Genomic DNA, 13,717 nt, shown 5'->3' with positions numbered 1-13,717 from the left:
AATGCATAGCTTTGTGTTGATGTATATAAACCAATGAAGAATGATGCAAATAAAATAAGTAATAAATTAAAGAGGTATTTACTGAAAAGTAAGTACCTCTTTAAGGTGCTCCCAAAATGGGCACAATCTAACGGGTAAAAGTCCCGATTAGGATTTTGCTAGAGCTGAATATGTACTTTAATATTTAAGATATATATATAGCCTTATATTTTATAAAATTTAGAATATGTTATGATATTAGGGTACAGGATAAAATAAGTAGGGAGGCACGAGTACATATGAAAAAAATTATCATTATTGAAGATGATGAAGTTATAAGAGAAGAATTACAAATTTTTTTAAAAAGATATGGATACGAAGTAAAAGCTCCTATAAATTTTAATAATATAATACAATATGTTGAAAATGAGAATGCAGAACTTATATTGTTAGATATTAATCTTCCAGTGTTTGATGGTTATTATATATGTAGAGAAATACGAAAAACTTCAGATGTTCCAATTATAATAGTTACAAGTAGAGATAGTGATTTAGATGAATTAATGAGTATGAATTTAGGAGCAGATGATTTTATAACAAAACCTTATAATATAGAAATATTATTAGCAAGGATAACTAATATTTTAAGAAGAACAGGTGGAAGTTCAAAAACTAATAATATATTAAGCTATAGAGATTTTAATTTAGATCTCTCAAATGCAACGATTATTTATAAGGATAAATGCTTGGAATTAACGAAAAATGAGGTTAAGATACTCTCTTACTTAATAAACAATAAGGGGAATATAGTAAAACGAGATTCGCTTATGGAATATCTGTGGAAATCAGATTATTTTGTAGATGATAGTACCTTAACTGTTAATATTAATAGATTAAGAAAAAAACTTGAAGAAACAGGCATAGAAAATCCAATAGAAACAAGAAGAGGGTTAGGGTATATAATGCCATGAGTATAGGTGAATTTATTAAAGAAAAAATGGTGGTAATAATATCTAACATGCTGCTATTTATCATATTAGCAGCTATAATGATTATTATTAATGTTAATGTCATTATAATTTCATTTGCCTTTTGTATTTGGTTTTTGCCATTAATTTCTTATATGGCGTTAGAATTTATAAACTTTAAAAATTATTATGATGAAATTAATAACATATTAGAAAATTTAGATAAGAAATATCTACTTCCCGCGGTAATAAAGGAAGCGAACTTTATACAAGCGAAAAAGTTAAATTCTATACTTAAAGAGATAAGCAGAGATATGCACGAAAATGTAAAATATTATAAGGATATACAGGTGGAATATAGAGAATACATAGAGACATGGGTACATGAAATTAAAACACCAATAGCTTCTACAAAGCTAATAATTGGAAATAATCGAGATGAAGTAACTAATAAAATAGACTTCCAGATAGATAGAATTGAGGGGTTTGTAGAACAGGTGCTTTATTATTCTAGAAGCGATGATGTTAGTAAAGATTATATTATAAAACAAATTAATCTTGATAATGTAGTAAGGAATGTAGTTAAAAGAAATTATAGAGATTTTATTCATAAGAAAATAAAATTAGATATAAAAGATATAAATGAAATTGTATATAGTGATAAGAAATGGACTGAATTTATTATTAATCAGATAATAGGAAACTCTAGAAAGTACTCAAGTAGTAAAGAGCCCATAATAAGTATATATTCAATTAAGAAAGCTAATTCAGTAATGTTAACTATAGAGGATAATGGGGTAGGTATAATAGATAAAGATATAAATAGAGTGTTTGAAAAAGGATTTACTGGTGAAAACGGAAGAAAATTTAGTAAAAGTACAGGAATGGGATTGTATTTATGTGAAAAACTATGTTCAAAACTGGGCTTAAAAATTACTATTGATTCTGAGGAGAATAAAGGAACTAAAGTTACATTAATATTTCCTTTGTCTAGTATGGTAAATTTTACAGATGACTAAGGATAAATTATTAAAATTAAATCACAATAAGCCCAAATTAAATTATTAGAAAAAAAGATAGTCTGGATGATGGAGCAGATAACCTTATTGAAGCATGTGTGATTTGGATCTTCAAGTGAAAAAAGTGAGTATGACCAACTAAGTTTATTTGATGAGGCTGAAAAGTAAGCTGATGAACGTGTTGCTGAGCCTGAGCCTGAGCCTGAATTTGAAGAAATCAAGATTAGGAGAAAGAAGCGCATTGGTAAAAAGGATGAAATGTTATCTCATTTACCTGTAGAAGTGGTGGAATACTATCTTCCTGCGGAGGAACAATTCTGCCCTGAATGCGGCGGTGATATGCACATTATGGGCAAAACTGTGAGAAGAGAATTAGTAATAATTCCAGCCCAAGCAAAGGTACTAGAGAATATACAATATATATATTCATGCCGAGATTGCGAAAAATATAGTGATGGAACTCCTATTGTTAAATCAGTAGTATCAGAGCCTGTTATTAAAGGAAGTATGGCTTCGTCATCAACAGTAGCATACGTTATGGCTCAAAAATATGTTAATGCGATGCCTTTATATCGCCAAGAAAAAGAGTTTGAAAGACTAGGAATAGAAATTTCAAGGCAGACTAAGCCTTGTTCTTAGCGTCTTTTCCTTACCCACATAGACATCCTTAATTTCATAACGTTCCCCATCGTCCATCTGTTTCATTATGCCAGAAGTTAAATTAGCAAAATGATTACAAAAGAGAAGTTGAATCGCCAAAACTATACTCCGCCAGGAGAAACAAAAAAATAGCATAAAGCCTTTATTTAGGGAGGGGAAAAGTACGTTATATATTAAATAAATACTACCATTAAAACGGGTAATATACCAATCCAGTTCATTTCTTTCCACCACTTTTTTTAATTCGTCATATGTCTTACTGTTGCAATGTATAACTAATATTTATATTCTAAGATATTATAAGTCAAATCGTTCTTTTATCATCTTTGCAACAATTTCTGCTGGAAGATTGGAATTGTCAATTTTTATATAATTTTCAAATGGAATTTCGCCATCATTGCTGACACAACGATAGTTGTTGTCATCATTAATGAGTCTTTGGGTTGACATTTCAACATCTCTTTTTGTTGCTTTGTGCTTCAAACGATTTTCAGTAGCATTCCTTTGTAGTCTGATAGATTGAGGTGCAACAAGTTCTACATAATATATATCCGCACTATGTTTTCTAAAAATATCACAGACATGTTCTACATAATTCCAATCGGATTTCTGGTCAAATGCCCACATATATGTGAAAATTAATCCGTAACAATCAGAATTTGCAAATTCCTCAAAAATAACATCCCTCATTCGTGTTATTGCTTTTCCGTAAAAATATCCAAATGTCTCTATTACAGGTTCAATAATTATATGATTATGAAATAATCGAAAATCCGTAATTTTGGTCAGTTCCTGTCCAACTGTCATTTTACCGACAGCAGTATCTCCAATTAAAAATACTAATTTCAAAACAGCACCTCTTTTCTCAAATATAAACATCGCACCACAATATTTTACAATTACGCAATAATTTTAAGTCAATTATACCATTAAGTACCATGGACTACTATTTCTTAGAGTGGGTAAATTATAAGATATTTATCCGTTTTATGTATTAGAGGGGTTGTTGTCGGAAAAATTGGCGCTACCTCTAATGGTGATACCTGTAAGCTCTGTCGGTTCATTTACAGTTTTAAGCTGATTGTTCATACCGAAAACCCTTTATTTCCCTCAAAATTTCACTTGCAGGTGTTAATGTAGCTTCTGCAATTGATTTTCCTGTCTTTTTTAAATAATGATTTACCACCAATAGGAGATAAGTATTATCCAGTAATATGGGCAAACTAAAACTGGATGATAAACATGCCATAGGGAATTTACATATGTGGACACAAGAAGCTTTTCAATTTGATAATGAAGCGGCTAATTAAAAGATGTTAAACCATGGAGGGGATAAAATGAGTTTTAAGATTATTGCAGACTATCATACTCATACTAATATTGCAAAGGGACATATTCCCTTATTTAATATTATTTTAGGAGAACATGCAAAAGGAAGTATTGAATCAAATGTTAAAGCTGGAATAAAAAGAGGATTAAAAGAAATTGCCATAACAGACCATGGTTATAAACATATTACCTTCGGGATGAAACTATATCAATATGAAAAATTACGCAAATCAATTGATGATCTTAATAAGAGTTCATTATTGGAGGAGAATGACTTTAAGATTCTTCTTGGCGTAGAATGTAATATTGTTAATAAAAAAGGGGATATAGATATTAAAGATGAAGTAATTGATTACCTGGATATAATTTGTGTGGGTTATCATCCTGGAGCAGTACAAAATCCATTTTTATTGAGGAATTATACAGAAGCTGCAATTAATGCCATTAAAAAATATGAAATTGCAATATTAAATCATCCTTTAGAGCATGTTAATCCAGATATTATCGAAATTGGAAAGGTTGCTGTTGAAAGAAATACTGCTTTGGAGATTAACAGAGGTCATAGGAATATGGATATTGAAACAATAAAAAAGTTAAAGAATATGGGTGTTAAATTTTCATTGGGAAGTGATGCACACAAATCGGAGGATGTAGGGTATTTTGGTAAGGCTTATAATATTGCAGTTGAGGCAGGTCTTACAGATGATGATATTGTTAATGCTGATGGAAGTGCACATAGATCAATGAAATTATTAAGAGATTAGTTTGGCTAGATTAAACTTTATTTACATTCCGACAATTAATCTTAGAGTCATTAAGAGCTACCTTTTTTTCGTTGCAACATATTATATTTATTTTATGTATAAAGGATTGTAGAAACATTTAAGGCATTTGAGAAAGTGTGTTCAAAGGATGTTTAATATCAATGTTTAATGCATATACTACAATTATTAAAACAAAGCTAAAAAATAAGAAATCAGGTGATTTAAATGATATACATATATAATTGTTATGGCGGAACCCACTCATCTATTTTAGCAATTGCCTATCACTTAAAAATGCTAGATGAAACCCGAGAACCGACTAAGGATGAAATATTGGAATTACCTAACTTTAATAAGTTAGTATATGGAAATCGTGGAGAACTTTTTTATTATGGAAGTGATGAAGATGGAAATAAAGTCTATGTTGTAGGTAGGGGACGTTCAAAGGTTTTGATTCCTGGATTATATAATTTAGCTTCTATGCTTCATAAACAAAATCTATTAAATGAGAAAATTATATTTTCCAATACGTCACCAACTGTTCCATTACCAATGACCTTTGGTGGATTATTTTCTAGATGGCTAAGAATTGATTTTATAGGAGTGCCCTTGCTTGTAAAGGGAGTAAAACAATCATACCAGGACGTTATAAAACTTGTAAATCACACAAAGAAGGCAGCAAAGGAAGCAAAGGAAGATAAGTTAGGGGTTATTATTTTAGATAATAAGGAATTTAAGAAAAAATGATTTTTAACTATTATACGGGTTACATCAACAAAAAGCTGATGTAACTTTTTATTTCAAAACGGGAAAGTAATTGATACTGTTATGCCTAAATATCACACTATTTAATTTTCAAGGAACATTTTTTATTAACACTTTCTAATTGGGAATCAGAATATAATAGATTTGGTTTTGATGCCCTTCTTCCGAAGACGCGTAGCGATATATGTCAAACCAGAAAGCTAAGTGATGTAGCCATAGAGCAGATATATCAAAAACTGCACCCCGAGAATAGAAGGAAAGTAAATTTTATTAAGAAGCTGAAATATATTTCTTTTTATAATAAAATATATCTTTACAAATGAAGTAAGGTGGCTTACTATATAAATATGAGGGGGTTTTATTATTAAAGGATATAAATTTAGCCTTAGGGATATGCCAAAACAGGAGATTTTAAAAGAATATTCTAGCCATTATTCAAGTCTAAATGTAGAAGCAGTTGAAACTTGTATAGCACTTCTCAGAACGGCTTCTGATATTTTAGAAATATTTGATGAGCATTTTTCTAAGTATGGTATTTCGGAAGGGAAATTTACTATTTTAATGCTTTTGTATAGGCAGAGTGATTATCAATTATCTCCAATATCGCTTAGCACAAAGGCTGAGGTTACTAAGGGAACTATGACAGGATTATTAGCAGGCCTTGAAAATCAAGGATTCATAGAGAAAATCCCCAACCCTTGTGATCAGAGAGGTTATTTGGTTCACCTTAGTTCAAAAGGATTACAAATACTGGAGGAGATTCTGCCAGTGCACTACACCTTAATTACTAACCTAATGTCTGGACTTGAGGATGGTCATTTGAAGGAATTAACCTCTTTACTAAATTTACTATCAAAGAATTTATTAAAATATTAAAATATTAAAATATTGAAAGGTGAGATATATTTATGATACTTATTACTGGAGCAAATGGCCAAACTGGCCGTGCAATCATTAAGGCTTTATTATCTAAAGGAGAGCGGATTAGGGCTTTCGTTTTTAGGACCGAACAAGTTGAGGAAATTAAATCCTTAGGCGAGATGGAAGTAGTTGTAGGAAATATGATGGATCAAAAGGCGGTTGATAAAGCATTAAGCGGAATCAGTACGGTTTATCACATATGTTCTGCTGTAAACCCCGATGAAGTCGCGATAGGACAAATGATAATAAACGCTGCTCGCAAGGCTAAAGTGGAGCATTTCGTATACCATTCAGTGTTGCATTCTGTACTTCAAGATATGCCACATCATCAGAAGAAACTCATGGTTGAGGAGCTTTTAGTGAATTCGGGGATCCCATATACTATTATTCAGCCAGCAGTGTTTATGCAGAATATCCTCGAGTCTTGGAAGTCACTTACTGAAAAAAGTATATTTCAACAAAAATTTTTTACTTCATCAGAAACTCGCATGTGTTTGCTTGACTTAGAAGACTTAGCTGAGGCTGTTTCTATAATTCTCACAAGTCCAGCTTATAAGGGGGCTACATATGAACTTTGTGGACCTGAAAATTTATCTTTGTCTGATATGATAGCAGCTATGGAACAACATTTTGGTCGTGAAATAATAGTTGAAACGCCTCAGGACGAAATGTTTGCAGCACAATTAAAAAAGGTTGGATTAGGGGACTATAAAGTAAATACACTATTAAAGATGTTTAAGCATTATAATGAACATGGATTTGTCGGTAATCCAAATGTTTTAACTTGGATATTAGGTCGAAAGCCAAATAATTTTTCATCCTTTATTCTTAGAATAATACAAAGTAAAAGATCATAGTTGCCAATTATAACTAAATAAATATTGAAATAAGCGTAAAATTATATAGTTTTATGTAACAAATCCCTACAATTTTAACCTTGTATAATACTTGTGAGAATTATTTTAAAGGGTTAGCGATTTATTTTTACACTATAATAATTTTGTGAGGTGGTTTTATGAGATTTTGTTGGAGTACCCTAAACGTAAAGGACTTAGAAGAATCAATCAGGTTTTATACAGACATCATAGGGCTTGAGGTGGTTAGCAAATTTAACGCAGGGCCTGGAGTGGAGATTGCATTTTTAGGCAAAGGAGAAACAAAAATTGAGCTCATTTGCGACGATGAGAGAAGGGATACAGTTGTCGGCAACGATATTTCCTGGGGATTTGAAGTCGAGTCTCTTGATAAGATGCTTGTTTTGGTTAAAGAAAAAGGTATCAATGTTGACAGCGGGCCGACCCAGCCTAACCCGCATGTTAGATATTTCTTTATAAAGGATCCAAATGGTATGAGAATACAGTTGGTGGAGAATATTGCGTAAAATAGAGCTTTGTCAGGGGAGTTTTTTGTGGTCAAATTATGTATTGATTATAGCAACCCCTGTGGTAGTGCCAAATTGGCGATGCCCATGATCAGTTAATTAGAAGACATTGCATAAGGCGGAGTTTATCGCTTCTCTGAAACAAGAGATTCAGAGTTTATAAAATGGAGGTTAATATGGCAACTATGAATATCAAAGTAATTTATCACTCGTCAACAGGCAATACGGAAAAACTCGCACGCGCAATAGCTGATACGCTAAGTATCCAAGCTGAACTGTTAGGAAAAGACCCTATTTCTTTTTCTGAGCCTGTCGATTTACTTTTCATTGGAGATGGGTTATATTTTGGAAAAGCAAATAAATGGACACTCTCCTTAATTGACCGATTAGATCCGAAAATGATAAAAAACGCAGCTATCTTTGCCACATATGGAGGTCAAGCTAAAATCGGCACTGACATAAAAGAGCTCGTACAGAATAAAGGAATAAGGGTTGTTGATGAGCCTTTTACTTGTAAAGGGCAGTCATGGGTATTCATAAATCGGAATCTCCCAAACGAAACCGATTTAAGCAAGGTCCGCAAATATGCTAAAAATGCAGTTGCAAAGGTGGGTAGATAAAACAAAGTCTCGTATAGGCAAGGTGAATGGTTGATAGCCAACACACTTTGCCTTTTTGACACTCTGAGAACTTCGGAGAATATATCCGCAAAGCCCTGGTGTGATAACTACTTAATTAAACCGAGAAGATACGCTAAATCGCTAAATATATACTTGACATGAAGTTGACTTCATGGGTTATAGTTAAGTTAATAATATACTGCTAGATGTATAGGTTGTATATTTTATTATGTTGAAGCTTTATATTCTAAAACAAAGTTTATATTAAAGGGGTAATTAGATATGATGATTAAAGAAGTTTCAGAGAAAACGGATATATCTATTGATAATTTGCATTTACAGAAGTAACATGTGTTGCTATTTCACTCCACCGAGCTTCTAACGGTACACAAAATATTCTCTCAGCGGTATATTCATCTTTATCTTCCTCAAAGTCTTCATGTTCTTTTACTAGCTCATCATATTTTTCTGAAAAAGAATCTGATACATATTTTAAGAATATCAAACCTAGTACTACATGCTTATATTCAGATGCATCCATACTTCCTCTAAGTTTATCTGCTGCTAACCATAATTTATCTTCAAATCCTACTGTTGTTGTATTTTCTGATATAGTCTATGATCTCCATGTATTTAATCTTATGTTGCCTCAATTATATCATTTATTTCCCAAATACTGTGGTTGTATTTTACCCCTTCGTTTAATAAATGAAAATTTTTTACTTGCAGTAAATTTTTTGAACTTTTTGTCCCAGTCTACGTTTAATTAGTATAGTCGGAAAACAATAATTAACAATTTCCATATTTAAGTATTAAAAGTGCTTATTTGAATGAAAAGTTATATTTGAATTAATTACGGATATGACAAAAAGACTTTTTTATACACTATTTTAAAAAAGCCGTAGGCTGGTTATTGAATTGAAATTTATTTTAAATTACGCAGCTATATTTTTAAGAGTTGGGAAAATATCGGCAAGGGCTATTAATCTTTCTGATGCCCAAGCATCTATGAAACAGCAAAATGCACCAAGAAATACCCTTGTTATTCTACACCCAACAGAATAAATAATTGCATCTTCAGCATGAAAATTGTTATTTATTCTATCCCAACATCTTTCAGTAGTTGAACGTCTTTTATAAAGAGATTTCCATTGTTTTGAACCTCTTAATATTGGAGTGAAATACCTTGGGTTGTCTAATGTTTTAGTGTAATAAGATTTATTGCTTTTCATAGGACATTTTTCACAGTTTTCACATTGAACTGGGAATAACCATTTATGTCTATATTGTTTACTAATAATTCCCCAATTACGAAGCTGATGTCCACAAACAGTTCCGTGTGGAATAGCATTCTTATCAAGTTTAACAAATTCACTATTTGATGAAGGTTTTGAAGAACGTGAATTTAAATCAATAATAGGATTTATTCCATAATGCATGCATAAAAGATAAAAAGCATTAGCATCATAAGCAGAATCTAAGGCTACAGAATGAAATTTAATTTCAGGATATAAATCCACAAGTTCTTTAAGTGCATAAACGCCAGTAACAGCATCATGGCGTGCCGCGCTAACAAATTTAATATGGATAGGTAGGCTGTAAAAGCTATCACAGGCAGTAAATCCGTGATAGGTATGACCATAGTAATAATGTTCATTAAAGCTATCCCAACCCCAGCTAGCACTGGGGTCGGTAAACTTTCGATAACAGTCACAATGTTCTCCTGGTTTAAGTTTGCAATCACAAACTTTTTTACCGTAAGGCGAAGCCTGTGTTGGCATACAGGTTCCGTCGCCAGCAATATTTAGTTTAGAAGGATCGCCCAAAATACCCATTGATAAAGAAGGAATAACAAATAATTCTTTAAGTATGTTGTTCATTTTGGATTCGCTTCTGTCAAGGAGCTTTGAATTATCATATTTTAAGATTCTTTTAACTAAACGGTCAACTACACCAGACTTGGAGTTATTCATCTTTTGGTTTTTCTTTTGTTTTTTACGTGGTTTACGTTTAATTTTACGCAGTTTGGATTTATTAAGGATCTTATCCTTATGAATCAGCCTATCCATAAAATCATAAAAAGTACCTACACCAGGAATTCGGTCAACATGTATGCCTTCGGCTTTAGAGTCTGAATAGCAAGCGGGTATAAAGCCAGATAAAATTGAATAGAAAGGGTCTGAACGTAATGTTTTTACCCAAGATGATATACTAGTTTCTTTACAATAAGCCATGATAATAAGTGACCTGAGTAATGCTACCGCATCTTTGGGCGGAGCCCCTTGATTAGATTTAGAGTAAGTACTTTCTATTAGAGGGACAATTCCGGTTAGGTCGGTAGACCAGATTTTAGTTATTTGTGAACTACGCTCAAACAAAGTGATTTGTTGATTGGTTTGAATATAGAATTTTTCTAAAAATGTTTCAAGAAAATATTGATATTGAGAATGAGAAACCTTAACAGTTAACATAAAAACACTCCTCGCAAATGAAATAATGTAAAAAAATATACATATTTAATTTTGCGAATTTTTACTAGCTGTCAAGTCTTATTTCACAATGTTTAAGTAAAAAAGATTAAAAGTAATACGAATAGCTTAAATTTTCTAGGTTATTCGTACAATATGAGGCACCACGAATTTTTGAGGTGAAGTTGATTTTTGAGCAAAATGAATCAAGAGTTAGCAGTACCTTAAGAGTTTCCGAGAGTGCACGTTTAATAATTGTGAGGTGAAAAAAATGAATGCAATAAATATATCGAATCTTAGAAAATCTTATGATGGAAATAATAATGCTTTAAATAATATAAGTCTCAGTATACCCAAGGGTGAAATATTTGGATTTCTTGGTCCTAACGGCTCGGGAAAAACTACTACTGTTAGAATTCTCAATGGAATTCTTTCATCAACCTCAGGTCATGCTGAAATTTTAGGAAAGCCTGTGAATGAACATAATCTTGAACTCCATAGATTATGTGGAGTTATGACCGAAAGTTCTTCCTGCTATGAAAATCTTACCGCTGAGGAAAATCTAATATTCTTTGGAAGAATGCATGGTATGGAAGAAAAGCTGCTGAAGGAACGCATAGATTTCATTTTAAAAAGGCTGGAATTACTAGATATAAGAAATAAGAAGGTTAAAGCTTTAAGTACAGGGATGAGGAAGAGAGTTTCTCTAGCTATAGCTATTATTCACAATCCTCAAATTTTATTTCTTGATGAGCCTACTTCTGGCTTGGACCCAGAAAATGCACTTAATGTCTCAAAACTTATAAAAGAACTTGCAGAAGAAAATGAAGTTACAATCTTTCTTTGCACTCATCAGTTAAAATACGCTGAAAATATTTGCACATTGTATGGCTTTATAAATAATGGTAATATTCTTGGATTCGGTACTTTTGATGAACTTGCGTCAAAGAAAAATGCAAGTCTTCAATTAAAAATCAGGGGAAAAAATATTTCTGAGAAATTTGGACTTATTCATGAAGATCATAATCTATATAGTAAATCTATTTCAGGGGATGAAGAAGTGAATGCTATTATACATAATATAATAGCAAACGGTGGAGAAATTTATGAGGTTGTACAACAGAAATGGTCCCTGGAGCAGCTGTATTTTATGTATATAAAAGGCACAGCCGACGGTGTATTATTGTAATAATGGGGGGATTAATATGAATAGAAATGAAAAAGTATTAATTAAAAAAGATTTAAATGAGATAACAAGTTCAAAGCGGGTAATTGTGCCAATGGCTATTGTACCAATTGTTCTCACCGTACTTATACCTTTGGCATTAATTATCGGTGTCAATTATATCGGGAATGCTTCAGATGTTTTAAGAGGGTTCGGATCTCTTCTAAAAAAGCTGCCTTCTGAATATAAGGCATATAGCCCTGCACAACTTGTAATAAAAATTGTTATAAATTATTTATTTCCATCATACTTTCTTATAATTCCTATAATGTGTTCAGGAATTATTGGCGCCAGTAGTTTAGTAGGCGAAAAAGAACATAAGACAATGGAGACACTACTTTATACACCAATATCCATGGAACAACTGCTAAGGGCAAAGATTTTAGGCGTTTTTATACCATCCTATATTATAACTCTGCTTTCATTTATAGCTTTTGGCATAATAATCAATATAGGTGGCTTCATATATTTTGGAGGACTTATTTTTCCAGATATAAAATGGCTCATTATAATACTTTGGATTTCACCTGCTATTAATTTGTTATCCTTAACCTTCACTGTGATGGTATCAGCAAAATCAAAAACCTTTCAGGAAGCACAGCAGGTAAGCGGCATCCTTGTTCTTCCTGTAATTCTTCTATTGGTAGGTCAAATGACAGGTGTAATTATGCTCAATAACCTTATTATGTTTACAGCGGGTGCTGTTCTCCTGATAATTGATTATATATTAATAAAGAGAATTTCTTCTAAATTTATTCCTGAGAAGCTGATTTAAATATAGGGTATTGTTCTATTTACATTCCCACTATCACTTGCATTTGTTATCCATTTAATCTTTTGGCTAAAATCGACCATTGATTTTTTTTATATCAATTTACGGTAATAATGTTATGATTAATTAAGTATTTTACGTCGTAATGGTAATAAATTGCGAATTATAGATTATTCATATATAACATAGTGAAAGGGGTATATAGGTATGAAAACACCAACATTAGAAACGGATAGATTAATATTACGGCCATTTTGTATGGAAGATGCACGGGAAGTATTTGAGTGTTGGGAAAGTGATCCTGAGGTAGCAAAATATATGTTTTGGACCAGTCATAATGATATAAACAAAACTGTTAACTGGGTGAAAAAAGAATTAAGCAAAATAGATTCTGATGATTGGTACAGATGGGCAATTTTATCGAAGGAAACGGGAAATTTGCTTGGAACTGGATTACTTTATGTTGAAGAAGAGTATGGGAAATTTGAAATGGCTTATAATTTTGGCAAAAAAGCGTGGGGATTTGGGTACACAACAGAAGCAATGCAGGAAGTTATAAAAGTTGCCAAGGAAGAACTGGGGATAAAAGAAATAATGGGAAGACATGCAAAAGAAAATCATATTTCCGGAAAAATATTGAAAAAGTTGGGATTTGCATATATTAAGGACATACCATATGAATGTAATAGGGGGGAAAATATATATGAGGGCAAAGAGTACATTTTGAAGTTATAGAAAATGAGAATGATATGAAGTTGAGTTAATTCGGTATTTTCTTAAATTGCGTCATAAACGGATGTGCGATTTAATATAAAATCGTACATTCGTTTATGACGCAACTTTTTA

The 13,717-nt window shown here is 31.9% G+C and carries 14 protein-coding genes and 1 pseudogene; 12 read left to right on the top strand and 3 right to left on the bottom strand.

The window, feature by feature from the left end; genetic code table 11:
- Positions 1-278: 278 nt before the first annotated feature.
- From ACWJKP_RS14445 to ACWJKP_RS14435, 3 genes are all read left to right on the top strand, one after another.
- On the top strand, positions 279-950 hold the full coding sequence (locus ACWJKP_RS14445) for a response regulator transcription factor (RefSeq protein ID WP_462961251.1): 672 nt from the start codon (positions 279-281) through the stop codon (positions 948-950).
- Entirely contained in the window at positions 947-1,966 is a 1,020-nt protein-coding gene (locus ACWJKP_RS14440; RefSeq protein ID WP_462961250.1) for a sensor histidine kinase, read from the top strand. The genes ACWJKP_RS14445 and ACWJKP_RS14440 overlap by 4 nt, the downstream gene beginning before the upstream one ends.
- Positions 1,967-2,224: 258 nt before the next feature.
- Positions 2,225-2,605: a transposase gene (locus ACWJKP_RS14435; RefSeq protein WP_462961249.1), complete on the top strand. Its 381-nt coding sequence runs from the start codon at positions 2,225-2,227 to the stop codon at positions 2,603-2,605.
- A gap of 318 nt (positions 2,606-2,923) precedes the next feature.
- Here ACWJKP_RS14435 and ACWJKP_RS14430 read toward each other — a convergent pair whose 3' ends face one another.
- The gene (locus ACWJKP_RS14430; protein WP_462961248.1) at positions 2,924-3,475 is read right to left on the bottom strand and encodes a DEAD/DEAH box helicase family protein; all 552 of its coding nucleotides are present in this window, start codon (positions 3,473-3,475) and stop codon (positions 2,924-2,926) included.
- A 488-nt stretch (positions 3,476-3,963) separates the two neighbouring features.
- Between ACWJKP_RS14430 and ACWJKP_RS14425 the strand changes: the two genes are divergently transcribed.
- The 6 genes from ACWJKP_RS14425 to ACWJKP_RS14400 all read left to right on the top strand — a co-directional run bounded on the left by ACWJKP_RS14425 (position 3,964) and on the right by ACWJKP_RS14400 (position 8,406).
- The gene (locus ACWJKP_RS14425) at positions 3,964-4,719 is read left to right on the top strand and encodes a PHP domain-containing protein (RefSeq protein ID WP_462961247.1); all 756 of its coding nucleotides are present in this window, start codon (positions 3,964-3,966) and stop codon (positions 4,717-4,719) included.
- A gap of 225 nt (positions 4,720-4,944) precedes the next feature.
- The gene (locus ACWJKP_RS14420) at positions 4,945-5,466 is read left to right on the top strand and encodes a DUF3189 family protein (protein ID WP_462961246.1); all 522 of its coding nucleotides are present in this window, start codon (positions 4,945-4,947) and stop codon (positions 5,464-5,466) included.
- Between the two features lie 411 nt (positions 5,467-5,877).
- Complete coding sequence (locus tag ACWJKP_RS14415; RefSeq protein WP_224578846.1) at positions 5,878-6,360, top strand: MarR family winged helix-turn-helix transcriptional regulator; 483 nt, start codon at positions 5,878-5,880, stop codon at positions 6,358-6,360.
- A gap of 32 nt (positions 6,361-6,392) precedes the next feature.
- Positions 6,393-7,262: an SDR family oxidoreductase gene (locus tag ACWJKP_RS14410; RefSeq protein WP_165414618.1), complete on the top strand. Its 870-nt coding sequence runs from the start codon at positions 6,393-6,395 to the stop codon at positions 7,260-7,262.
- A gap of 158 nt (positions 7,263-7,420) precedes the next feature.
- On the top strand, positions 7,421-7,786 hold the full coding sequence (locus tag ACWJKP_RS14405; RefSeq protein ID WP_165414617.1) for a VOC family protein: 366 nt from the start codon (positions 7,421-7,423) through the stop codon (positions 7,784-7,786).
- 176 nt (positions 7,787-7,962) lie between these two features.
- Positions 7,963-8,406, top strand: coding sequence for a flavodoxin family protein (locus tag ACWJKP_RS14400; protein ID WP_462961245.1), 444 nt, complete (start codon positions 7,963-7,965; stop codon positions 8,404-8,406).
- A gap of 337 nt (positions 8,407-8,743) precedes the next feature.
- Here ACWJKP_RS14400 and ACWJKP_RS14395 read toward each other — a convergent pair.
- Together ACWJKP_RS14395 and ACWJKP_RS14390 are read right to left on the bottom strand one after the other, a co-directional pair.
- A pseudogene (locus ACWJKP_RS14395) lies at positions 8,744-9,019 on the bottom strand (type I restriction-modification system subunit M N-terminal domain-containing protein); the annotation flags it as partial.
- A 322-nt stretch (positions 9,020-9,341) separates the two neighbouring features.
- A complete protein-coding gene (locus ACWJKP_RS14390) occupies positions 9,342-10,877 on the bottom strand; it encodes a transposase (protein WP_224578784.1) in 1,536 nt (511 codons plus the stop codon).
- A 268-nt stretch (positions 10,878-11,145) separates the two neighbouring features.
- On the opposite strand from ACWJKP_RS14390, the gene ACWJKP_RS14385 reads away from it, so the two are divergent.
- From ACWJKP_RS14385 to ACWJKP_RS14375, 3 genes are all read left to right on the top strand, one after another.
- Complete coding sequence (locus tag ACWJKP_RS14385; protein ID WP_462961244.1) at positions 11,146-12,063, top strand: ABC transporter ATP-binding protein; 918 nt, start codon at positions 11,146-11,148, stop codon at positions 12,061-12,063.
- A 16-nt stretch (positions 12,064-12,079) separates the two neighbouring features.
- The gene (locus tag ACWJKP_RS14380; protein WP_462961243.1) at positions 12,080-12,874 is read left to right on the top strand and encodes an ABC transporter permease subunit; all 795 of its coding nucleotides are present in this window, start codon (positions 12,080-12,082) and stop codon (positions 12,872-12,874) included.
- A gap of 204 nt (positions 12,875-13,078) precedes the next feature.
- Positions 13,079-13,606: a GNAT family N-acetyltransferase gene (locus ACWJKP_RS14375; protein ID WP_462961242.1), complete on the top strand. Its 528-nt coding sequence runs from the start codon at positions 13,079-13,081 to the stop codon at positions 13,604-13,606.
- The last annotated feature ends 111 nt before the right edge of the window (positions 13,607-13,717 follow it).

Source organism: Clostridium sp. CM037 (assembly GCF_055081095.1).
Note: the sequence above shows the minus strand (reverse complement) of the source record. Positions and strands in the feature narration are given on the sequence as shown.

Coding starts and splice junctions, on each gene's coding strand:
- ACWJKP_RS14445 (WP_462961251.1), top strand. CDS start 279: ATGAAAAAAATTATCATTATTGAAGATGATGAAGTTATAAGAGAAGAA.
- ACWJKP_RS14425 (WP_462961247.1), top strand. CDS start 3,964: ATGAGTTTTAAGATTATTGCAGACTATCATACTCATACTAATATTGCA.
- ACWJKP_RS14410 (WP_165414618.1), top strand. CDS start 6,393: ATGATACTTATTACTGGAGCAAATGGCCAAACTGGCCGTGCAATCATT.
- ACWJKP_RS14415 (WP_224578846.1), top strand. CDS start 5,878: ATGCCAAAACAGGAGATTTTAAAAGAATATTCTAGCCATTATTCAAGT.
- ACWJKP_RS14420 (WP_462961246.1), top strand. CDS start 4,945: ATGATATACATATATAATTGTTATGGCGGAACCCACTCATCTATTTTA.
- ACWJKP_RS14405 (WP_165414617.1), top strand. CDS start 7,421: ATGAGATTTTGTTGGAGTACCCTAAACGTAAAGGACTTAGAAGAATCA.
- ACWJKP_RS14390 (WP_224578784.1), bottom strand. CDS start 10,877: ATGTTAACTGTTAAGGTTTCTCATTCTCAATATCAATATTTTCTTGAA.
- ACWJKP_RS14440 (WP_462961250.1), top strand. CDS start 947: ATGAGTATAGGTGAATTTATTAAAGAAAAAATGGTGGTAATAATATCT.
- ACWJKP_RS14385 (WP_462961244.1), top strand. CDS start 11,146: ATGAATGCAATAAATATATCGAATCTTAGAAAATCTTATGATGGAAAT.
- ACWJKP_RS14435 (WP_462961249.1), top strand. CDS start 2,225: ATGTTATCTCATTTACCTGTAGAAGTGGTGGAATACTATCTTCCTGCG.
- ACWJKP_RS14380 (WP_462961243.1), top strand. CDS start 12,080: ATGAATAGAAATGAAAAAGTATTAATTAAAAAAGATTTAAATGAGATA.
- ACWJKP_RS14375 (WP_462961242.1), top strand. CDS start 13,079: ATGAAAACACCAACATTAGAAACGGATAGATTAATATTACGGCCATTT.
- ACWJKP_RS14400 (WP_462961245.1), top strand. CDS start 7,963: ATGGCAACTATGAATATCAAAGTAATTTATCACTCGTCAACAGGCAAT.